The sequence below is a fragment of the Roseixanthobacter pseudopolyaromaticivorans genome (genome assembly GCF_043195145.2).
GTDB lineage: Bacteria > Pseudomonadota > Alphaproteobacteria > Rhizobiales > Xanthobacteraceae > NCEH01.
This window is the reverse complement of record NZ_CM195539.1, coordinates 2,896,107-2,916,327: the sequence shown is the minus strand read 5'-3', so window position 1 is coordinate 2,916,327 and position 20,221 is coordinate 2,896,107. Positions and strand designations below refer to the sequence as shown.

The 20,221-nt window shown below is 65.1% G+C and carries 21 protein-coding genes and 1 tRNA gene; 10 read left to right on the top strand and 12 right to left on the bottom strand.

The annotated features are described in order from the left end of the window. Nucleotides 1–64: 64 nt before the first annotated feature. The 4 genes from V5F68_RS14010 to V5F68_RS13995 all read right to left on the bottom strand — a co-directional run bounded on the left by V5F68_RS14010 (nt 65) and on the right by V5F68_RS13995 (nt 5,659). On the bottom strand, nt 65–1,429 hold the full coding sequence (locus V5F68_RS14010) for a C2 family cysteine protease (RefSeq protein ID WP_394013145.1): 1,365 nt from the start codon (nt 1,427–1,429) through the stop codon (nt 65–67). A gap of 146 nt (nt 1,430–1,575) precedes the next feature. Continuing rightward, a complete protein-coding gene (locus V5F68_RS14005) occupies nt 1,576–3,561 on the bottom strand; it encodes an ABC transporter permease (RefSeq protein ID WP_394013144.1) in 1,986 nt (661 codons plus the stop codon). Beyond that, on the bottom strand, nt 3,558–4,646 hold the full coding sequence (locus V5F68_RS14000) for a quaternary amine ABC transporter ATP-binding protein (RefSeq protein WP_394013143.1): 1,089 nt from the start codon (nt 4,644–4,646) through the stop codon (nt 3,558–3,560). The genes V5F68_RS14005 and V5F68_RS14000 overlap by 4 nt, the downstream gene beginning before the upstream one ends. A 74-nt stretch (nt 4,647–4,720) precedes the next feature. Next, on the bottom strand, nt 4,721–5,659 hold the full coding sequence (locus tag V5F68_RS13995) for an ABC transporter substrate-binding protein (RefSeq protein ID WP_394013142.1): 939 nt from the start codon (nt 5,657–5,659) through the stop codon (nt 4,721–4,723). 290 nt (nt 5,660–5,949) lie between these two features. Between V5F68_RS13995 and V5F68_RS13990 the strand changes: the two genes are divergently transcribed. After that, nucleotides 5,950–6,789: a helix-turn-helix transcriptional regulator gene (locus V5F68_RS13990; protein WP_394013141.1), complete on the top strand. Its 840-nt coding sequence runs from the start codon at nt 5,950–5,952 to the stop codon at nt 6,787–6,789. Nucleotides 6,790–6,804: 15 nt separating this feature from the next. Here the strand turns inward: V5F68_RS13990 and V5F68_RS13985 are convergent, their stop codons facing one another. Both V5F68_RS13985 and V5F68_RS13980 read right to left on the bottom strand, forming a co-directional pair. Further along, the gene (locus V5F68_RS13985; RefSeq protein WP_394013140.1) at nt 6,805–8,049 is read right to left on the bottom strand and encodes a D-arabinono-1,4-lactone oxidase; all 1,245 of its coding nucleotides are present in this window, start codon (nt 8,047–8,049) and stop codon (nt 6,805–6,807) included. Between the two features lie 25 nt (nt 8,050–8,074). Continuing rightward, nucleotides 8,075–8,842 (bottom strand): SDR family NAD(P)-dependent oxidoreductase, encoded by a 768-nt coding sequence (locus V5F68_RS13980; RefSeq protein WP_394013479.1) that lies wholly within the window; start codon nt 8,840–8,842, stop codon nt 8,075–8,077. A gap of 295 nt (nt 8,843–9,137) precedes the next feature. Here V5F68_RS13980 and V5F68_RS13975 point away from each other — a divergent pair, with 295 nt between their 5' ends. From V5F68_RS13975 to V5F68_RS13960, 4 genes are all read left to right on the top strand, one after another. Continuing rightward, nucleotides 9,138–10,064, top strand: coding sequence for a sulfite exporter TauE/SafE family protein (locus V5F68_RS13975; RefSeq protein WP_394013139.1), 927 nt, complete (start codon nt 9,138–9,140; stop codon nt 10,062–10,064). Beyond that, on the top strand, nt 10,061–10,828 hold the full coding sequence (locus tag V5F68_RS13970; RefSeq protein ID WP_394013138.1) for a TIGR02186 family protein: 768 nt from the start codon (nt 10,061–10,063) through the stop codon (nt 10,826–10,828). Before V5F68_RS13975 ends, V5F68_RS13970 begins: the two co-directional genes overlap by 4 nt. A gap of 105 nt (nt 10,829–10,933) precedes the next feature. Beyond that, nucleotides 10,934–11,719, top strand: coding sequence for an enoyl-CoA hydratase-related protein (locus tag V5F68_RS13965; protein WP_394013137.1), 786 nt, complete (start codon nt 10,934–10,936; stop codon nt 11,717–11,719). 91 nt (nt 11,720–11,810) lie between these two features. After that, a tRNA-Gln gene (locus tag V5F68_RS13960) sits at nt 11,811–11,885 on the top strand. A 26-nt stretch (nt 11,886–11,911) separates the two neighbouring features. Here V5F68_RS13960 and V5F68_RS13955 read toward each other — a convergent pair. After that, on the bottom strand, nt 11,912–12,067 hold the full coding sequence (locus V5F68_RS13955; protein WP_394013136.1) for a hypothetical protein: 156 nt from the start codon (nt 12,065–12,067) through the stop codon (nt 11,912–11,914). 173 nt (nt 12,068–12,240) lie between these two features. Here V5F68_RS13955 and V5F68_RS13950 point away from each other — a divergent pair, with 173 nt between their 5' ends. Then, nucleotides 12,241–12,498, top strand: coding sequence for a hypothetical protein (locus V5F68_RS13950; protein ID WP_348847788.1), 258 nt, complete (start codon nt 12,241–12,243; stop codon nt 12,496–12,498). Here the strand turns inward: V5F68_RS13950 and V5F68_RS13945 are convergent. Beyond that, nucleotides 12,464–13,096 carry a pyroglutamyl-peptidase I gene (locus V5F68_RS13945; RefSeq protein WP_394013135.1) on the bottom strand — a complete coding sequence of 211 codons (633 nt, stop codon included), beginning with the start codon at nt 13,094–13,096 and terminating at the stop codon, nt 12,464–12,466. The genes V5F68_RS13950 and V5F68_RS13945 overlap by 35 nt on opposite strands. Before the next feature lie 3 nt (nt 13,097–13,099). Continuing rightward, nucleotides 13,100–14,113, bottom strand: a complete 1,014-nt coding sequence (gene meaB / locus V5F68_RS13940) for a methylmalonyl Co-A mutase-associated GTPase MeaB (RefSeq protein WP_394013134.1) — start codon at nt 14,111–14,113, stop codon at nt 13,100–13,102. A gap of 134 nt (nt 14,114–14,247) precedes the next feature. Here meaB and V5F68_RS13935 point away from each other — a divergent pair, with 134 nt between their 5' ends. Then, nucleotides 14,248–14,454, top strand: a complete 207-nt coding sequence (locus V5F68_RS13935; protein ID WP_348847785.1) for a CsbD family protein — start codon at nt 14,248–14,250, stop codon at nt 14,452–14,454. Nucleotides 14,455–14,525: 71 nt separating this feature from the next. Here the strand turns inward: V5F68_RS13935 and folK are convergent, their stop codons facing one another. Genes folK through V5F68_RS13920 form a run of 3 tightly spaced genes read right to left on the bottom strand, consistent with a single transcriptional unit; the run spans nt 14,526 to nt 16,267 of the window. Next, the gene (folK, locus tag V5F68_RS13930; protein WP_394013133.1) at nt 14,526–15,011 is read right to left on the bottom strand and encodes a 2-amino-4-hydroxy-6-hydroxymethyldihydropteridine diphosphokinase; all 486 of its coding nucleotides are present in this window, start codon (nt 15,009–15,011) and stop codon (nt 14,526–14,528) included. Further along, nucleotides 15,008–15,847 carry a dihydropteroate synthase gene (folP, locus tag V5F68_RS13925; RefSeq protein WP_394013132.1) on the bottom strand — a complete coding sequence of 280 codons (840 nt, stop codon included), beginning with the start codon at nt 15,845–15,847 and terminating at the stop codon, nt 15,008–15,010. The genes folK and folP overlap by 4 nt, the downstream gene beginning before the upstream one ends. 39 nt (nt 15,848–15,886) lie before the next feature. After that, on the bottom strand, nt 15,887–16,267 hold the full coding sequence (locus tag V5F68_RS13920; protein ID WP_348847781.1) for a DUF2267 domain-containing protein: 381 nt from the start codon (nt 16,265–16,267) through the stop codon (nt 15,887–15,889). Between the two features lie 152 nt (nt 16,268–16,419). Between V5F68_RS13920 and V5F68_RS13915 the strand changes: the two genes are divergently transcribed. The 3 genes from V5F68_RS13915 to V5F68_RS13905 all read left to right on the top strand — a co-directional run bounded on the left by V5F68_RS13915 (nt 16,420) and on the right by V5F68_RS13905 (nt 20,190). Beyond that, entirely contained in the window at nt 16,420–17,979 is a 1,560-nt protein-coding gene (locus tag V5F68_RS13915; protein WP_394013131.1) for a helicase HerA-like domain-containing protein, read from the top strand. Between the two features lie 148 nt (nt 17,980–18,127). Further along, nucleotides 18,128–18,565, top strand: a complete 438-nt coding sequence (locus V5F68_RS13910; RefSeq protein WP_394013130.1) for an ANTAR domain-containing protein — start codon at nt 18,128–18,130, stop codon at nt 18,563–18,565. 242 nt (nt 18,566–18,807) lie between these two features. After that, nucleotides 18,808–20,190, top strand: coding sequence for a M20/M25/M40 family metallo-hydrolase (locus V5F68_RS13905; RefSeq protein ID WP_394013129.1), 1,383 nt, complete (start codon nt 18,808–18,810; stop codon nt 20,188–20,190). Nucleotides 20,191–20,221 lie beyond the last annotated feature (31 nt).

The window sequence follows — 20,221 nt, the reverse complement described above, 5'->3', positions numbered from 1 at the left end:
TTACCCTTCCCATCAGATAAGCTGAGACGAGAGAAGACAGAGCGCGGGAGGCCGCGATGTCGTTTCAGGCGGTGGGCGCTTTGACCGGGCCGTTGGAAATCGTGATCTTTTGAAAACGCTTGGCTAGGTCGGTGATTTCCAGCAAGAAGGCGCCGTGTTCAAGCTTACCGACCTTGTTGCAATAGGCATCGACATTGGAAATCTCGCGCACCTGACGCGCCGAGAGAACAGTGACGTTCTGTTGGTTCCCACTGGCGTTGGTTACGGTTTTGACCTTGGCATCATAAGTTCGCACATCCTTAATCCAAGGATTGCGCAGCATGACGAAGCGCAATTGCGTGGTATCGTCGATACAGGCGCCAAAAACTTGATATTCGTGGTTCTCCGCAAGGCCCCGCGTGGTGCTTGAATTTGGATCTTCCCGTCCGATCTTGATGTTTGTAGAGGCTGTTATGAATGCCTTCTTTTGAAGCGCAGCCTGTATTTGGGTAAATAGAAGCTCATCCTGGCAGGAATAAAGCCCGGTGCCTCGTTTTCCGGAAAAATTCTTCTGCACATAGGTCGTCAGGGCAAGAGCGGCGGACTTATCGAGGTTGGGGAAGCGATTGTTCACGAACTCAATCACATCATCGCGCCGCAAGAAGTTGGCATTCTTGAAGTGTGTGACGAAATCATCGTGAATCGTGCTGTTTGCGATATATTTCAGGAAGTTCGTGCAATCCTTGATGTTGTTGGTGCCGAATATTCGGTCGAGATAGAAATTCGCATTCGCGCGGGTGACAGGATTCTTGCTCTCATACTGCGAAAGCGGGATCCGCAGAACTTCCTTCAGCGTGTAATAGGGCGAATCAATATCGTCATTGACGGTGGAGCTGTAGATTCTAAGGACTGATGCGGACTTATCGCCGAGCAAAATGCGGAACGATTCTTTCGCTTCGCCACCGTCGAGCGCTTCGCGATATTCCAGCGTTTTGCCATTACGCTTCGCCTTGCTGATGCGCGCCCAGGCAAAGGCCTTCTCAATCATGTAGACCCAATAGGCGTTGTGATGCTGCAATCCGCTGCGCTTCAGAAAACCAGAGCTGAAAGTAACGTAAGTCTTCTCAAACTTGTAAAAAACGGGCGCCCCGTTGTCGTCATACAGTCGAACAACGACACTTCCCCCACGCAGATCCTTCATCATTCCCGAAATGAGCGTTGGATCAATCTGGATGATGCTGTTGAGGGCGGACAGCAGGAAGCAATTGCCGAGCCGTCCCTGGGCCGCGTCGGAAATCTGCGGCGGGTGGGGAAACAGGTCCGTTTTATAGAGGAATGTGCTGATCTTCGAGAAGCTGTCGCCGCGCTGGAGGAGGAACTCGCTGTCGCGGACCGTGGTGAGGGTCTTGGTATCAAATCCGTTCAGGTCACCGTTGACATCATGCGGCATGGTTGAATCCGTCCATACACGCGATCTGGCTGTCGTTTCGCGTCGCCCGCGAATAGATCAAACAAGGCTGACAATAATATAACCGGAGCGCGGCCCGGATCGACGGGTGCGAGCAGGTGCCCGCACCCGAGGAAGAGGCGCAGCGTTCACACCAGCCCCATCTGTGCCTTGCGAGCCGCCACCCATCGCCCGATCATGCGGTCGGTCAAAATGCCGAGGAAGGCGATGGCGAGGCCGGCCGAGAGGCCCTTGCCGGGATCGGCCTGGGAAATGGCCACCTGGATCTGCTTGCCGAGATCGTTGGTGCCGACGAAGGAGGAGACCACCAGCATGCTCAGCGCCATCATGATCACCTGGTTCACTCCCAGCATGATCTCGGGCAGAGCATAGGGCAGCTCCACTTTCAGCAGGCGCTGCATGGGCGTGCAGCCGGCCATCGTCCCCGCTTCGGTGAGGCTGGGCGGCACGCGGCGCAGCCCGTGGTCGGTGAAGCGGATCGCCGGCACCAGCGAATACAGCACGATCGCCACCATGGCCGAGACATCACCGATGCGGAACAGCATCACGACCGGCAGCAGGTAGACGAAGGCCGGCATGGTCTGCAGCGTGTCGCACAGGGTGCCGAGGAATTTGTGCAGCCGATCCGAGCGGCTGCCGAGCACTCCGAGCGGAACGCCGATGAGAATCGCGAGGATCGCTGAGATGCCGCACAGATAGATGGTGGTCATTCCGCGCTCCCAGAGCCCGGCCACCGGGATGAAGGCGATGAGCGCCATCATGCCGAGCGCGAAGCGCCAGCCGCCGAGCCGCCAGGCGCCGGCGCCCACCACGGCGATCAGCGCGGGCCAGGGCAGTCCGATGAGGGCCTTCTTCACCGGCAGCAGCAGGTTTAGCAGGATGAAGGTGCGGAACGCCTCGGCGGTGGTGAACAGATGGGTGTTCACGAAACTCACCACTTCCGACCACATGCTGCCGGTGGAGACGCGCCAGTCGCGCGGGAGGACCTCCAGTTCGGGTATGGCGAACGACAGGAGCGTGAAGCCGAGCAGGGCGATGAGCCCCGCCCAGAAGAAGCGACGGCGCGTAATCGCTGCGCTTCCGTGCACGGGCCGCAGTTCGACCACCGCGCGGCTCATGCGGTCGAGCACGATCGCGAGCGCCACCACGGCCATACCAGCTTCCAGGCCCTTGCCGAGGCCGTTCGGCTGGCGCAGCGCGTTGAGCACGTCGAAGCCGAGCCCGCCGGCGCCCACCATCGCCGCGATGATGATCATATTGAGCGTCAGCATGATCACCTGGTTGACGCCGATCAGCAGGTCGTCGCGGGCCGAGGGGACGAGCACTTTCCAAAGCGCCTGGCGGGTGGTGCAGCCGGTCATGCGGCCGAGTTCGTCCAGTTCCGGCGGCACGGCCTTCAGCGCCATCATGGTCACGCGCACCATGGGCGGCATGGCGTAGAGGATGGTCGCCATGAGGCCGGAGACCGGGCCGACGCCCACCAGGAAGATCAGCGGCACCAGATAGGCGAAGGTGGGCACCGTCTGCATGAAGTCCAGCGTCGCCACCACGGCGGGCTGCGCACGCGGGGTCCGGAAGGCCCAGATGCCGAGCATCAGGCCGGAGGCGACGCCGAATGCCACGGCCAGGACAACCTGGGACAGCGTCACCATGGCGCTGTCCCATTGCCCGAACAGCGCGATATAGCCGAACCCGAGCGCCCCCAGCGCCGCGAGCCGCACCCCGCCCAGCATGTAGCCCCAGATGCCCATGGCACATACGATGCCGGCCCAGGACAGCCGGGGAATGTGGAACCCGCCCTCGCCGAAGGTAAAGCCGGTGGAGAAGATTGCCTTCGGTATCTCCAGCGCCCCCGCGAAGAGGGAGGAGACGAAGCGCGTCATGTCCTTGAAGGTGAACAGGCCAAAGGAAAGATCCCGCACCAGCCAGAACAGGAAGGCGCGCAGCCAATCGGAGATCGGCACCACCCAGGCGGTGGGATAGACCAGCGCCCATTGGAACAGATTCGGCGCGGCCAGCGGTGCCACCAGCACCACCGCCACTGCGACGGCGATCAGCCAGCCGACGGAGAGGCGGATGCCCCGCCGGGCGGGGGCGACGGCGACATCGCTCATGCCCGCGCCCCGCTGACCAGAACCTCGATGACATCGGCGCGCTGCAGCTTACCGACGAGGGCGCCGGCATCGTCCAGAACCGCGAGTGGCGCGGTGCTGTCCACGGACATCGCGGCGATCTCCGCAATGCGCGCGCTGGCGCTCACGGCGGCGCCGAGATGTTCGCCCGCGAACGTCGGCACCGCCACGGTGCCGACGCGCAGCACCTTGGCGCGCGAGACATGCTTGGTGAAGGCGGAAACATAGTCGGATGCGGGAGCGACCACGAGCTGCTCGGGCGTCCCCACCTGAATCACCGCGCCGTCCTTCATGATGGCCACCCGGTCACCGAGGCGGATGGCCTCGTCGAAATCGTGGGTGATGAAGACGATGGTCTTCGACAACAGGCGCTGAAGGCGCAGGAACTCGTTCTGCATCTCGTGTCGGATCAAGGGGTCGAGCGCGGAGAAGGGCTCGTCGAGGAACCACAGGTCCGGCTCCACCGCGAGGCTGCGGGCGATGCCGACGCGCTGTTGCTGGCCGCCGGAGAGTTCGCGCGGATAATGGCCGGATTTCTCCCCGAGCCCGACCAGCTCGATCACCTTGAGCGCACGCGCCTCGCGCTCCGCCTTGCCCATGCCCTGGACTTCCAGCGGGAAGGCCACATTTCCGAGCACGGTGCGGTGCGGCAGCAAAGCGAAATTCTGGAACACCATGCCCATCTTGTGCCGGCGCAACTGGATCAGCTCCTCGCTGGTCATGCGCAGCAGGCTCTTGTGCTCGAAGAACACGCCGCCGGCGGTCGGCTCCACGAGGCGCGACATGCAGCGCACGAGGGTGGATTTGCCGGACCCGGACAGGCCCATGATGATGAAGATCTCGCCGCGCCCCACTTCCAGCGTTACGTCGCGCACGGCGGCAAACAGTCTCGCCTGCCGGATGTCCTCGGGGGTCGGGGTTTCGTTCGCCTGCATGAAGGCTGCGGCGCCGTCGCCATAGACTTTCCAGAGATTGCGGCAGGTGAGCGCCACCGGGCGCTCGGCGGGGGCCAAGGTCTTTGCTGCGACGGGCGGCGCGACGGTGGCGGCCTGGGAGGCTGCGGCCATAAGCTCTCATTCCAAGATCAAAAAGGGAAAAGACGCCGGCCCCGCGGGGCCGGCGGTTCACTGTTCAATTCGGATCAGTACTGACCCTTGTGATCGGCCATCCACTTCGCCACGACGTCGTCGATGGACTTTCCATCCACATCCACCGCCTTCACCATCAGGTTCAGCTCGGGGCCGTCGACCTTGAAGTCCTTGAGCGCCTTATAGGCGTCGGGCCACTTGGTCTTGGCCTTGGCGGAGATATATTTATAGATCTCGCCATGCGGCTTGCCGCAATCGAAGGCGAGGTCGGGGTTCACGCCCCATTTCGGGTCGGTGTAGCAGGCGTCGGTATATTCGGGGAATTGTACCCATTCGCCTTCGAATACCGAGGGTACCCAATGGGGCGAATACACCCACAGGATGATCGGCGCCTTGCGCTCGTAGGCGGACTTCAATTCGGCGAACATGGCGGCTTCAGTGCCGGCATCGACGGCGACGAACGGAAGGTTGAGGGCCTTGATGCGCTCCGGATCATGCCCGCCCCAGGTGGCTTCCATGCCGAGATAGCGGCCCTTGGGGGCGGTCTCCGGCACCGCGAAGGCTTCGCCGCACTTCAGCAGCGCGTGCCAGTCCGGCAGGCCAGGGCACTTCTCCTTCATGTACAGCGGGTACCACCATTCCTCCTTGGCCTTGGGGCCGAGTGGGCCGAGATTTTCGGTCTTGCCGGTGGCGTCTGAGGCCTTCATAGCGTCGCCCGCGGTGGTCGCCCACAGCTCGGACATGAAGGTGATATCGCCATTTTCCATGGCAGTGAGGCCGGTCAGATAGTCGATGGTGACGTATTCGACCTTGTCGCCCTTGGACTTCACGATCTCGCCCGCGATGTGGGAGGTGATCGCCTGGCCGGTCCAGTCGTGCAGGGCGATGATGATCGGGTCCTTGGAATCGGCCGCAAGGGCGGCAGGCGCACCCGCGAAGACGGACATCAGCCCGCCCGCAACGACCGCAGCTTTCACATATTTACCCAGCATCTGCTTTCCCCTTTGTTCAGATCGTCGGATGCCACGCGAGCAATCGCGGCTCACGGTCGTGGAGGCTCGCCGACAGGGTCCCATGCAATGCCTGGGCCGTTGTGTGGGGGAGGCGGGCGCCAGGCTCTGACGCCCTGCTGATCCCCGGTTCGAGCCGTCTGAAGGGGATTGTTCGCGCTCGCTCCGAGGCGAGCCATATCCCTAAAGGGGTATGCCGGACGATCTTTCGGCGAAGATTATTTTCTTCTGACGCAAAAAAGGCCCCGTTCTTGCAAGGCTTTTAAGGCCAGATGAACGGAGGTCAGGACGTGTTCACTCCCGAGAAGACGGCGCGATTGATCGAGCATATCGGCGAGGAAAGCCTCATTCAGGTTCTGGATGAGCTGCTTGGGGAGATCGTAAGTTTCGATTTTTCAACGATATTCGCCTACCCATTCGGGCGTCGTCCGTTATTTCTGCACGATGGATACCAGCATTATGCCTCCGCTCAGGCGCTCGATGCCTATCTCGGCGGCACTTATCTTCTTGATCCGTTCTATACCGCCTGCGTCCATGGCCACACGTCTGGCCTCTGGCGCATGGCGGAACTTGCGCCGGACGATTTCTTTTCGTCCGATTTCTTCAATTCCGCCGAGGTCCACCCATGCGTCTCGATGGAACCGGGCGCGCTGGTAGAAGAAATCGGCTTCATCGTGCCGCTGAAGGGCGGCAGTTCGGCGGTCTATTCTCTGATGCGCATGCGTGGGCACGCGGCCTTCTCAGAGGCTGAGATGGAAGCGCTGCGTGCCACCGAACCGGTGGTGCGGCAGACGCTTCGGAGCCATTTCCGCTCCCTGGAAGAATTCCCGGTGCCGCGCCAGACCCTTATGGAAGCTGCCTTCGAGCGCTTCTGCGAAAGCAGCCTCACTCACCAGCAGCGGCGGATCGTGCAGCTTATTCTGCGCGGCCATTCCAGCACCTCGATCGCCGAGATCCTGGAGCTGTCCGAGGGCACGGTGAAGATCCACCGCAAGAATATCTACCGGCGGCTGAATATCTCGAGCCAGACCGAGCTGTTCAATCTGTTCATCCAGGACATGAACCGCCGCCCGCTGATGGTTCAAAGGGCGACGGCAGCCGCGCGGCCCTAGGGCCGGGCTTGAGGTTCAGGAAAACAGCAAGCCCAGGTGATCATTGAGAAACATCCCGTCGGGATCGAGCTTGCGCCGCAGGTCGCGGAACGCATTCGCCTTGGGATAGAGCGCGTCCACATCCTCGCGGTTCATGAAGTGCAGCTTCCCCCAGTGGGGCCGCGAGGCATATTGGCGCAAAATGGCATCCACCTCCCGAAGGTAGGGCCAATAGGCGATGCCCGGTCCTCCAGATACGGATACGGTCACGCTGTCCTGCTCATAAAATGGGCTTATCCAGCCTTTATCACTGGCAGTAAAACGGTATTCCAGAGGGTAAATGCAATCCAGGTGCTTGGCCTGCATCAGCGCCCGCACTTCGCACAGCGCGTCCTTTCCCTTTTCGAGCGGCACCGCATATTCCAGCTCGTGGAAATTCGGCACATATTCGATGGGGTAGATTTCCGAGGAATAGGCGATGCGCTCGAATTCGCCTTCAGCGGCCTCGGGCGGTTCGTCGGTGATGTCCATCACCTTCATCTCGCACACGTCCGACAGCTTCGACGTGGTTGAAACCGGCGCCGTATCGGGCAGGCAATAGAGGTGCCGGCTCTCCGGCGTCGGGCACCAGAAGAAGCCGAAATGGCGGTGCTCTGCCGCCAACGCGTCGTGATGGGCAAGGCAGGTTTCGAAATCGTCGCGCCACAGCCGCTCGCGCAGATTATAGGCGTCCATGACCTGCAGCGTGACTTCCGAAACGATACCCAGCAAGCCGATGGACACGCGCGCCGCGTTGAGCAGGTCAGGGTCCGCGTCGGTGATCTCGAGGATTTCGCCGGACGGCTGGACCAGCCGCATGCCGACCACCTGGGAGGCGAGATTGCCGAGCTTGATCCCGGTGCCGTGCGTGCCGGTCGAAAGCGCGCCGGCAAACGCCTGCGTGTCGATATCGCCCTGATTGGTCAGCGACAAGCCCAGGCCCTTCAGGGCGCGGCCGGCATCGCCGATGCGGGTGCCCGCCGCCAGGCTCACGCGCTTGCGCGCCATGTCCACCTTGCGGATGCCGCTCAGCTTTTCCAGCGACAGGCGCAACCCCGGTGTCGCCACCACGGGCGTGAAGGAATGGCCCGATCCGGCCACCCGCACCTTCAGTCCGCGCCGCCCCGCTTCGGCCACCAGCGCGCACAATTCCTCTTCGCTCTCCGGCACCGCCGCGTGCTGGGAAATGAAGGATTGGTTGCCGACCCAATTATTCCAGTGGCCGCCTGCTCCAAGTTCCATGATGTCGTCCCTTAGGCTTCGCCCGTCACATGGCGGTGAAGCAATTATCGACAAAAAGATGCGTCCCGCTTACGAAGCTCGCATCCTCGCTCAAGAGGAACAAGGCGGCCTTTGCCACCTCGTCCGGCCGGCACAGGCGGCCCTGCTGGGCGGCGAGGGCAGCATCCGAGACATCGATCCCGTAGCGCGTCAGCTCTTCCACCTCGCGGATGCCGTGCGGCGTACGGATGAAGCCGGGGCACACGGCATTGCAGCGGATGTTGCGGTCGCGGAATTCCACCGCGATGGCGCGGGCGAACATGTGGCAGGCGCCCTTGGTGGTGTCGTAGAGCACTTCCATGGGTGTGCCCGCCACCGCCGAGATGGACGAGGTGCATACGATGGCGCCGCCGCCGGCGGCGATCATCCCCGGCAACACGGCCTTGGTCATCAGGAACATGCTGCGCACGTTGATGCCCATGAGGCGGTCCCATTCCTCTTCCGTCGTGTCGAGGAAGGGCTTCACCACGAGCGTGCCGGCGTGATTGAAGAGCGCCGTCACCGCGCCGAAGGTCGCCTCCACCTGAGCGACTGCCGCATTCACCGCCGCGCTGTCGGAAACGTCCGCGGCAGCGAACATGGCCTGTCCGCCGGCGGCGTTGATCTCCTGCACCAGTGCAGCGCCGGCGCTGCCCGGCAGATCGACGATGGCGACCTTCGCGCCTTCCTGAGCGAACAGTTCGGAGGCCGCGCGCCCGCATCCCCCGGCGCCCCCGCTCACCAATGCGACGCGCCCTTCGAGCCGCCCGCTCATCGCCACGCGCGCCATGCCGGCGCCCGGCCGGTGGCCTCCGATGCTGTCGCGGTTTCGCGCGCCTGGCGCCTGTGTCCGTCTCCCATGCGCTTGCCTCCTTGTCCTGCGTCTTCACCCGTCGCTGATCGTGCCCACATTGTTCGAGCATGGGGCAGGGGTGCCCATATCCCCAAAGGGATAGAGGCGCCCGGAAACGATTCCGCGCCACGGGGAATCTGCTATAGCCGACAGCGAACCCGCGTGGATCGTGGGGAATGGCCGCTTCGGCCGCGGCATCGCACACCGGACGCCTGCCTTGACGATCTATCTTCCCATCGCCGAACTGCCTGTCGCCATTTTCGCGATCTTCGCGATGGGGCTGGCGGTCGGCTTCATTTCCGGGATGTTCGGTGTCGGCGGCGGTTTTCTCATGACGCCGCTGCTGATCTTCACCGGCGTGCCGGCGGCGGTCGCGGTGGCCAGCGTCTCGGCGCACATGGCGGCCTCCTCCTTTTCCGGCGCGCTGTCCTATCTGCGCAAGGGGCTGATCGACCTGCCCCTGTCTGGCGTGCTGCTGCTGGGCGGTCTTGTCGGCACCGTCGCCGGTGTCGCCACCTTCACGCTGCTGCGGGCCTATGGCCAAGTCGATCTGGTGATCGGCCTATCCTACATGACCCTGCTCGGCAGCGTGGGTGGGCTCATGCTAGCGGAGAGCGTGCGGGCGATCCTGCGCTCGCGGCGCGGCGAGGCGGTCAGCATTCGCCGGCCCGGCACCCACGGCTGGCTGCTGCGCCTGCCCCTGAAGGTGCGCTTCCGCCGGTCGCGCATCTATGTGTCGGCGATCCCCGTGGTGGTGATTGGCTTCGGCATTGGTTTTCTCGGAGCGCTGCTGGGCGTTGGTGGCGGGTTCCTGCTGGTGCCGGCGCTGATCTACCTGCTGCGCGTGCCGACCCAGACGGCGGTCGGCACCTCGCTGGTGTTGACCCTCGTCACCATGACGGCAGCCACCATCCTCCAGGCGGTGGCCAACGGAACCGTGGACGCGGTGCTGGCCCTGATCCTCATGGTGGGCGGGACCATGGGCGCCCAGTTCGGCGCCCGGGCGGGCCAATCGCTCAAGGCGGAGCACCTTCGGCTGCTGCTCGGCCTGCTGGTGCTCGCGGTGGGCCTGCGCATGGGCATCGACCTCGCCCGTCCGCCGGCGGACCCGTTTGCCGTCACCGCGAAGGGGAGGGGGAGTTGATCCGCCTCCTGCTCGCCTTGAGTCTGCTCCTGCTGGCCTGCGCGGGCGCGCGGGCGGAACGCCTGATCCTGTCGGTGTCCGAGCCGCATGTGCTCATCAATTCCAATTTCACGGGCGCCGATCTGGTCCTGTTTGGCGTGGTCGAGGGCGTGCCACAGGCGGATGCCCCGCCGCGCTATGATTTCGCGGTGACCGTGCGCGGGCCGCAGGAGACTTTCGTCACCTGGCGCAAGTCGCGCGTGCTCGGCCTTTATGTGAACACGGATAGCCGTACCTTCGTGGATTGCCCGGCGGTGCTGGCGGTCGCCACCAATCGTCCGGCCGAGGAGATAGCGGCGCCGGAGATGCTGCGGCGCGAGCAGATCGGGCTGAAGCGCAATATCTTCCTCCAGCGAGTGGGGCCGGATTTTGCCGACGTGGTGCCGGACGACCCCTTCCGCCTCGCGTTCCTGCGTATCAAGATCGATGAAGGGCTTTATGGCGAGGCGCCGAACGGGGTCAGCCTGCTCTCGGCCACCGCTTTCCGCACGAGCTTCCGCATTCCCGCCCGGGCGCCGGTGGGCACGTATGAAGTGAGCGTAAAGCTGTTTTCCGACGGGCAGTTGATCCAGGCCGCCACAACCTCGGTGGTGGTGGAGAAGGGCGGCTTCGAGCAGCAATTGGCGCGCTTCGCCGAACGCTACGCGTTGTTTTACGGCCTTGCGGTGGCGATCGGCTCCCTGGTGGTGGGCCTGGTCGCGAACCTGCTGTTTAAGCGCGACTGAACGTCCGCCCCGTCCGCAAGAAGGTTGGCGCGCGCCCAGGAGATGCGCTAGGCAATCATTGCGTTTCAATGCAGGCGGCGGCGTTTCGCGCGCATGGGGGGATACATGGCCTCAGGTGATGTCTCTGTTTCCATCGAGGGCGGCGTCGCGCGGTTGACTTTGTCGAACCCGGAACGGCGCAACGCCATTTCCAGCGGCATGTGGCGCGCGCTTGCCGCCTTCGCGTCCGACACCGCCAAGCGCACCGACATCCGCGTCGCGATCATCCGGGGCGAGGGGACGCTCGCCTTCTCCGGCGGCGCCGATATTTCCGATTTCGATGCCGCCCGCTCGGACAGTTCGGGCGCGCAAACCTATGACGAACTGGTGGAAGGTGTGTGCGCCGCGATCGAGGCCGTCGCTTTCCCGACCATCGCGCTCATCCACGGGGCCTGCGTGGGCGCCGGGGCCGCGCTGGCCGCCAGCTGTGATCTTCGGGTGGCCGCGGAAGAGGCTTTCTTCGCTATTCCCGCCGCGCGCCTGGGCCTCGGCTATGACCCGCGCGGTGTCGCGCGTTTCGTGCGGGTGTTCGGCAGCCAGGGTGCGCGCCAGCTGTTCTTCGGCGCCGAGCGGCTGAAGGCCATGCGCGCCTATGAGACCGGCGCGGTGGATCAGATCGCCCCGGCGGCCGAGGTGGATGCGCTGGCGGAGAAGGCGGCGCTTCGCATCGGCGAAAATGCGCCGTTGACGCTGCGCGCCGCAAAGGCCTCGATCCGCGCGGCCGAAGGGGCGGGCCACGCGGTCGCGGCCGAAGCGCGGCGGCTGACCACCCTCGCCAACGCCAGCGCCGATTATCGCGAGGGTCGCCTTGCTTTCGCGGAAAAGCGCGTACCTCGCTTCACCGGCAATTGAGCAGCGCCAGCCCCCGGATAGGGGCTGGAAAAGGCAGGTCAGGCCGTTGCATTTGTGCCGCTTTAGCGGATATGGTCCGCGCCCATCGCGATGGGGCGTCGCCAAGTGGTAAGGCAGGGGATTTTGATTCCCCCATTCCCAGGTTCGAATCCTGGCGCCCCAGCCATCGCAAATTCCCGTCAGATCTGAAACTCAGCGGCCGGGCGGGTCGATCTTGATGCCGCCGGGACCGATGGTGATTTCGGTGGAATTCTGTTTCCGCTGATATTCCTGATAAGCGTAATAGCTGCCGGCGCCGACCACGAACACAAGAGCGATGATTACGGCGTACAGGGCACTGCGGGGCATTCTTTGAACTCCTTGAGCTTGCTCAAGGTCAACGCCAAAGCCACGCCTGAGTTCCATGTGACGCTCAAGGCAGGCGTCGCACGCGTTTGCCGCATGGGACGGGGGCGTTGCCGTCTCGCCACACGGCGGCCAAAAGCTTGGCCTAAAGTCCGAACCCTATCAGGATTGGATCCATGACCCGCTTCTTCTCGACGTTCCGCAGTGTTGGCATTCTCCTCGCCGTCGCCCTCGGCGCGGTGCTGCTTTTCACCCTGCTCGGAAGCCTGCTGATTGCGGTCGGCCTGTTCGTCACGGCCCTGGTCGTGATTGGTGGCATTCGCTATCTGCTGACCGGCAAGGGCGTGGTCGAAGTGCGCACGCAGACCTATCGCGCGGGCGAATTCGAGATGATCGACGTTACCCCGCCCAAGCCGCCCCGCCGGGACCGTTGAGCCGGCCCGATAGCGCCACAAGACACCCGGACAGACCGTTGACCAGGCGGTCTTCCCATGCGCGACCGCGCGCTTCCGGTCCGCCCGGCAGATGCACGAACACCACCGGTACGTTGCGCCCCGCCGTGAGCGTCAGGATTCGGTAATAGAGCCCATTGCAGAGATAGCGCCCGGCATCGCGGGAGAGCGCAGTCGGCAGATCGCTGGCGCGCAATGCCGCGAGAAGGCGGGGCAGATCGGCTGAGCTGCGCATTTCCGCAGGCCCTTCGGCCAGCTTGCCCGCCTTCAATGCCGTGCCGCCGGCGTCGGGGAATGCGCCGGCTGCATTTTGGGCGCGGGCCTCCACACACACCTTCCGCCGGCGCGCCGCGATCCCCAGCAGCAGGATGGCGTCCGGGCGTTGCTCGCGCACCCGCGCTTCGGCCTGGTCGAGCGCCGCCCAGCGGGTGGGCAGGATCTCCACATGCCGTTCCGTATCGGCAAGGGCGGGACGCGCAATGCGGCCGAGACGCTGCGCGACCGCTGCCGAAGGGTTCTTCGGCACACCAGGGAACGGCCCGAAGCCGCAGATCAGAATCCGCCGCTTTGCCCGATCCACCCGCTAAAGCCCGAGCAAAGCCGCGATCTCGTTCGCGGCGAGGGTGGGGGAAAGTGTGCCTTCGGCGACATCTTTTTCCAGCGCAGGAACGCGGGCCTTGATGGCGGGATCGCTGGCGACGCGCTCCGCCACCTTCTCATGCAGCAGGGTCCACATCCAGCGCACCTGCTGGGCGCGGCGGGTCGCGGCGAAAGCGCCGGCCGCTTCCGCGCGGACGCGATGGTTGAGGACTTCCGCCCAGAGCTTGTCGATGCCCTCGCCGGTGAGGCCGGAATAGGTGAGCACCGGCGGCGACCAATGCGGGGCGCGCGCGCCAAGCAGATGCAGCGCCGCACGATACTCGCCCGCCGCCGCGCGTGCGCGGTTGAGATTGTCGCCGTCGGCCTTGTTCACCGCCACGATATCGGCGAGTTCGAGCACGCCCTTTTTGATCCCCTGGAGTTCGTCCCCGGCGCCCGGAAGCATCAGCACCAGGAAGGTGTCGGTGAGATCAGCCACCGCCGTTTCCGACTGGCCGACGCCCACCGTCTCCACCAGCACCACGTCGAAGCCGGCGGCCTCGCACAGCAGCATGGTTTCGCGCGTCTTGGCGGCGATGCCGCCGAGCGTGCCGCTGGACGGGGAGGGGCGCACGAACGCGTTGGGATCGACGGAGAGGCGGGCCATGCGCGTCTTGTCGCCGAGGATCGAACCGCCGGTGCGCGTGGAGGAGGGGTCCACCGCCAGCACCGCCACGTTGTGGCCCTGTTGCGTGAGATAGGTCCCCAGCGCGTCGATGGTGGTGGATTTGCCGACGCCGGGCACGCCGGTGACGCCGACGCGATATGCGTTTCCAGTGCGCGGCAGCAGGCCCTGCAGAAGGATTTCGGCGCGGCGGCGGTGATCCGGGCGGCGGGATTCGATCAGCGTAATGGCGCGCGCGAGGGCGGCGCGCTCGCCCCGGATCACCCCTTCGGCGAGCCTCGCGTCGTCATCCTTTACCAGCGTCATGACATCCCCTTCGGCGGTCGCGGCCATTTGCACTCCTCGCATAGGCGATGCGGCTGCCGCGAGCATGCCGGCTCTGCGCGCTACGCTCAATGGGCCGGCGCGGGAACATCACGCCCACGGTCGCGTTGTAGGGGCATCTTCCCCCACACAGGAGTTCGCTCATGAACTGGGATCGCATCGAAGGCAATTGGAAGCAGTTCACCGGCAATGTGAAGAGCCAATGGGGCAAGCTGACCGACGACGATATTGCCGAGATCAAGGGCAATCGTGAGATTCTGGAAGGCAAGCTTCAGGAGCGCTACGGCCTCGCGAAGGACGAAGTGAAGCGTCAGGTGGATTCCTGGGCCGACAACAGCCGCCTCAACTGAGGCGCGCGGGCCGTACGGTCCGCACAATGCCGCAAGGCGCCGGGTCGCAAGACCGCGGCGCCTTTTGCGTTTTAGGCGACCTTGACGATGGCGCTCGCATCCAGCCGCGCCAGTGCGTCCGCTGCCCGCACGCCCGCGATCCGCAGCTCCGGCGCGATCTCCACCAGCGGCACGAGAGCGAAGGCGCGCTCCATCAGGCGCGGATGGGGCAGTTGGAGATCGCTCTCCTCGATCCGCGCATCGCCGAACACCAGGATATCGATATCGATGGCGCGCGGGCCGAAGCGGACCTCGCGGGCGCGGTCGCGGCCCAGCATGCGCTCCACCAACAGCACGAGATGGAGCAGGCCGCGCGCGTCGAGCGGGCAGTCCACGGCCACCACCTGGTTGAGATAGGGCGGCTGGGGCACCGGACCCCAGGGGGGCGTGCAGTAGAGCGCGGAGCGCGCGACGATGGTCAGCCCCGCCCGTGCCAGGGTTGCCACCGCGAGGGCAAGCGTCTCGCGCGGCGTCCCAACGTTGGCGCCTAGACACAGATAAGCACGAGTGAGGCTCATTTCGCGTCGCGGATCGCTTCCGCAACGCGCGCGGCCTGAACATGGGCGGCCACATCGTGCACGCGGATGATCTCCACCCCCGCCATGATGCCGATGACGTTGGACGCGATCGTGCCGGGCACGCGCTCCGCCGGCAGGCTATCGATGACCTTGCCGATGAGGGATTTGCGTGAGGTGCCGAGCAGCAGGGGATAGCCGAGCACGCGCAGTTCCGGCAGGCGGGCGATGGCGGCCAGATTCTGCGGGAAGGTCTTCCCGAAGCCGATGCCGGGATCAAGCACGATGCGATCCTTGCGCACGCCGGCGCGGACCGCGCGCTCCAGCGCGCCCTCGAAGAAGGCCAGCAATTCGTCGATGATATCGAGGCTCGCGTCCACCTCCGTGCGATTGTGCATGAGCACGGCGGCGGCCTCGCTGTCCGCCACAACCGGGGCCATCTCGGGATCGCGGGTGAAGCCCCACACATCGTTCACGATCACCGCTCCTGCGGCGATGGCGCGGCGCGCGACGTCGGCCTTGGAGGTGTCGATGGAAATCGGGATGCCGGTTTCCGCCCGCAAAGCTTCCAGAACCGGCCCGACCCGCGCCCATTCCTCCTCGGATGGTACCGGCACATGGCCGGGCCGGGTCGATTCCCCGCCAATGTCGAGAATGTCCGCCCCTTCGCTGGTGAGCCGGCGTGCTTTGGCGAGCGCATCCTCCACGGCAAAGCTGCGCCCGCCGTCGGAGAAGGAATCGGGGGTCACGTTCAATATGCCCATGACCAGGGTGCGCGGACCGAGAGGCAGGGTGCGGCCACGGGCCTGGAGCATGCGGGGGGCGGCAGGTGAAGTCATGACGCGCGTAAACTCCGTTGCCAGCTCAATCCCGCCGGCTCACGCCACCTGCCGCAAGCCGGGAATGGCGGCGACGATGCGGTCCACCAGGTCCGAGCCCGCCTTTTCGCGGGCGAATGCCACCACTTCGCGCGTCGCATCCTGCACCTGGGACATGGTCATGCCGTTTTCCATCATCTGGTCGGCGATCCGCATCAACCGCGCCATGCCGCCGAAATGGCCGGTGGCGGCGGGAAAGGCGGCTTCGTCGGGCGGCATCTGCAATTCGCCCTTCAGGTCCGGGATGGCCGCGACGAGTTCGGCAATGGCGGCGGGCGGCGCCTCGCGCGAGAGAAACGCCAGCACCAGTTCGATGGCGGCGCGCGCGGTCTGCTCGCTCACCCCGACCTTGTCCATGAGTCGAGCGGTCAACTCATCCATGGGCAACTCCTTCTCGCGGTTTCGTCGGGACGGCGCGGCGGGATATTGACCGCGCCGCACCATGGGCGCAAGCGCGCAAAAGCGGTTAACGCCACTTGCCGGCACCGTGTTGCCCGCGCGACAAAGCGGACAGCGAAGTTTGGGAGGACGGCATGGCGAGCCCCGATTCGGATGGCAAGATCTTTCTCGGCGCGAGCGTGGCCGCAAAGAGCGTGCATCCCCAGTACCTCACCTTGCGGCTTGCCAATCGCCACGGCCTCGTCACCGGCGCGACGGGCACCGGAAAGACGGTGACGCTCCAGGCCATGGCGGAAGGCTTCTCCCGCGCTGGGGTGCCGGTGTTTGCGGCCGACATCAAGGGCGACCTCTCCGGCGTCGCGGCGAAGGGCGAGGGCAAGGACTTTCTGCTGCAGCGGGCGAAGGAGGTGGGGATCGCCTATGAGGCCGACACTTTCCCGGTGATCTTCTGGGACATGTTCGGCGAGCAGGGCCATCCCATCCGCGCCACGGTTTCCGAGATGGGCCCGCTGTTGCTGGCCCGCCTGATGGGCCTGAACGACACCCAGGAAGGCGTTCTGAACATCGTCTTCCGCGTCGCCGACGAGCAGGGCCTGCTGCTGCTGGATCTGAAAGACCTGCGGGCCATGCTGGTGTGGGTGTCGGAGAACGCCAAGAGCCTCTCCGCGCAATACGGCAATGTCTCCGCCACCAGCGTCGGCGCGATTCAGCGCCAGCTTCTGATGCTTGAGAATCAGGGTGGGGGCCGGTTCTTCGGCGAGCCGGCGCTCGACATCAAGGACCTCATGCGCATCGACCGCTCCGGCTACGGCACCATCTCCATTCTTACCGCAGACAAGCTGATGGGCGCGCCGCGGCTCTATTCCTGCTTCCTGCTATGGCTGCTGTCCGAGCTGTTCGAGCAATTGCCGGAAGTCGGCGATGTCGAGAAGCCCAAGCTCGTGTTCTTCTTCGACGAAGCTCACCTGCTGTTCGACGAGGCGCCGAAGGCGCTGCTGGAGAAGGTTGAGCAGGTGGTGCGGCTGATCCGCTCCAAGGGAGTCGGTGTCTATTTCGTCACGCAGAATCCCCTCGACGTTCCCCAGAGCGTCCTCGCCCAATTGGGCAACCGGGTGCAGCATGCGCTGCGTGCCTTCACGCCGCGCGACCAGAAGGCCGTGAAGGCGGCGGCCGAGACCTTCCGGCCCAATCCCAAGCTCGACACCGCGCAAGTCATCATGGAACTGGGCAAGGGCGAGGCCCTGGTCTCGATGCTGGAGGGCAACGGCACGCCCACCATGGTGGAGCGCACGCTCATCCGTCCACCCTCCGCGCGCATCGGGCCGCTGACCGAGCCGGAGCGCCGCGAAATTCTGCGGCAGAGCCCGGTGGGCCATCTCTACGACACCCCCATCGATCGGGAATCGGCGTTCGAGATTCTGCAGCGCAGAGCCGCCGAGAAGAGCGCGCCCGAAAAGAGCGGCCCCGCAAAGAGCGCGCCGGAGCGTGTTCCGCCCGCGGGCCCCTGGGGCCGTCCCACCGTGCCGCAGACCGGCACCGCGCCTTCGCGGGCACCGTCGCGCGCCCCTTCCTCAAGTCGCATGACCACAACGGAAGTCGTGGTGCGGCAAGTCGCGCGCTCCGTGGCGTCGCAGGTCGGAACCCAGCTCGGAAAGGCGATTTTGCGCGGTATTCTCGGCAGCATCAGCCGTTGATGGGGCCGTGCGCCACGGTTGCGTCCACGGTGCGATGTGGTATCAATATAGTCGAGTCGAACGTGATTGCGGGGTTGCGTTCGGCCGGAGCTGCTTAACCAGCGCCCCGGCCGTGCAGCGGCCGGTGTGCTTCCAATGGGAGCGCCCCATGAAGGTGTTGCCAACTGCCCGTGTTCTCATAGTCGATTCAGATTCCACGCGCCGCGAAATCACGTGCACCGGCCTGAAGGCGCTTGGCGTCGGGGCCGTGACGGAAGCCGCCTCCATAGACGAAGCGCTGAATGCTCCGCGCGCTTTTGACGTGATCGTGGTGCAGGCCGCCTCCATGGATCTCGTGCCCGACCATCCATTCCGCGATGGTCCGGACGCCGTGCCTGGCATTCTCGTGACAGAAGGTCCGCCGACCGTGCTGGCCCGGCTTGCCAGCCGGGCGGGCTATGACGCAGCGGTCGCCATGCCCTTGCTTCCGCGCCTGCTCTATCGGCGCATCGGCTCCGTGCTGCAGCGGGCGCGCCGGGCTCAGAGGCCCGCCTTGTCGAGCCATGAGGACGCCACGGTGCGCAGTCCGCTGCTCGCCGCCAGCTGAGATGACTGCCAGCTGAGGTCGCCGCGCGGCCATTGCGCCATCCCTCCTTCAGCGGGGTGGATCGCCAGGTAAATCAATGGCTTGGTCCGGCAATGGCAGATCTCCTTGCAGACTGTGACTAGCGTCGTCCGCTCAGGACGTCGCCCGGTATTGCCCAATCCATCTTGCCTCCACGCCCGGCACGGCCCAGCATCGCGCCCGATTCCCTGGCCCGGCGGGCCGGGGCGGAGGAGGAGAGGCAGATGGCGCTGGACCGGGTTCTCGATCGGATCGACGCGCAACTCGACGCGAGCCTTGCCCGGCTCAGCGATTTCCTGCGCATCGAGAGCATTTCCACCGATCCGGCGTTCGCGGACGAATGTCGCCGAGCTGCGAAATTCGCCGCCGATTCCCTGCTTGAACTCGGCTTTTCGGCTGAAGTTCATGCAACAACCGGCCATCCCGTCGTCGTCGCCCGCACGGACACCGGCGCCGCCCGCCGGGTGCTCTTCTATGGCCATTACGACGTGCAGCCGGTCGACCCCCTGGAGCTGTGGGACAGCCCGCCGTTCGACCCGCAGATTCGCACCAGCCCGGACGGCCGCCCCCAGATCGTCGCGCGCGGGGCCAGCGACGACAAGGGACAGATCTTCACCTTCCTCGAAGCCCTGCGGGCGCATCGCGACATCACCGGCGCGCTGCCGGTGGACGTGACCGTGATGCTGGAAGGGGAGGAGGAGTGCGGCTCGCCCAGCATGCCGGCTTTTCTGAAGGCCCACGGGGGAGAACTCGGCGCCGATGTGGCCCTGGTCTGCGACACCGGCATGTGGGATCGCGACACCCCGGCCATCACCACCGCGCTGCGCGGCATGCTGCATGCCGAGATCACCGTGACGGGCGCCAGCCGCGACCTGCATTCCGGCCTGTTCGGGGGCGCGGCGCGCAACCCGCTGCATGTGCTCTCCCGCCTCATCGCGGACGTGCATGACGCAAAGGGCCGGGTGACGATTCCCGGCTTCTATGACGACGTGCGCGAGCCGACCCCCGCCGTGCGCGCCCAATGGGAGGGGCTCGGCCTCACCGCCGAGGCGTTTCTCGGCCCGGTCGGCCTGTCGATTTCCACCGGCGAGACCGACCGGCTGCTGATCGAGCAGATCCAGTCGCGCCCCACATTCGAGGTGAACGGCCTGTTCGGCGGCTACATGGGGCAGGGCACCAAGACCATCATTCCCGCCAAGGCCACTGCCAAGGTGACCTTCCGCCTGGTGGCAGACCAGGACCCCAAGGCGATCCGTGCTACCTTCGAGGCGTTCGTGAAAGCCCGCATCCCGGCCGATTGCAAGCTCGACCTGACGCTCGGCGAGGGCAGCCCGGCGGTGATGGTGCCGCCGGACAGCCCGGATCTCGCCAAGGCGGCGGCCGCCCTGGAGGCCGAATGGGGTGTCGCTCCGGTGACCATCGGCAGCGGCGGCTCCATTCCCATCGTCGGGCAGTTCAAGGCGGCGCTCGGCATGGATACGCTGCTCATCGGCTTTGCCCTGGAGGACGACCGCATCCATTCGCCGAACGAGAAATATGACGTGCGCTGCTTCCGCCAGGGCACCCGCAGCTGGGCTCGAATTCTCAGCGCTTTGGCGGCGGAATAAGGGTCCGCACGGCTTCCCCCCTCGCGCCATT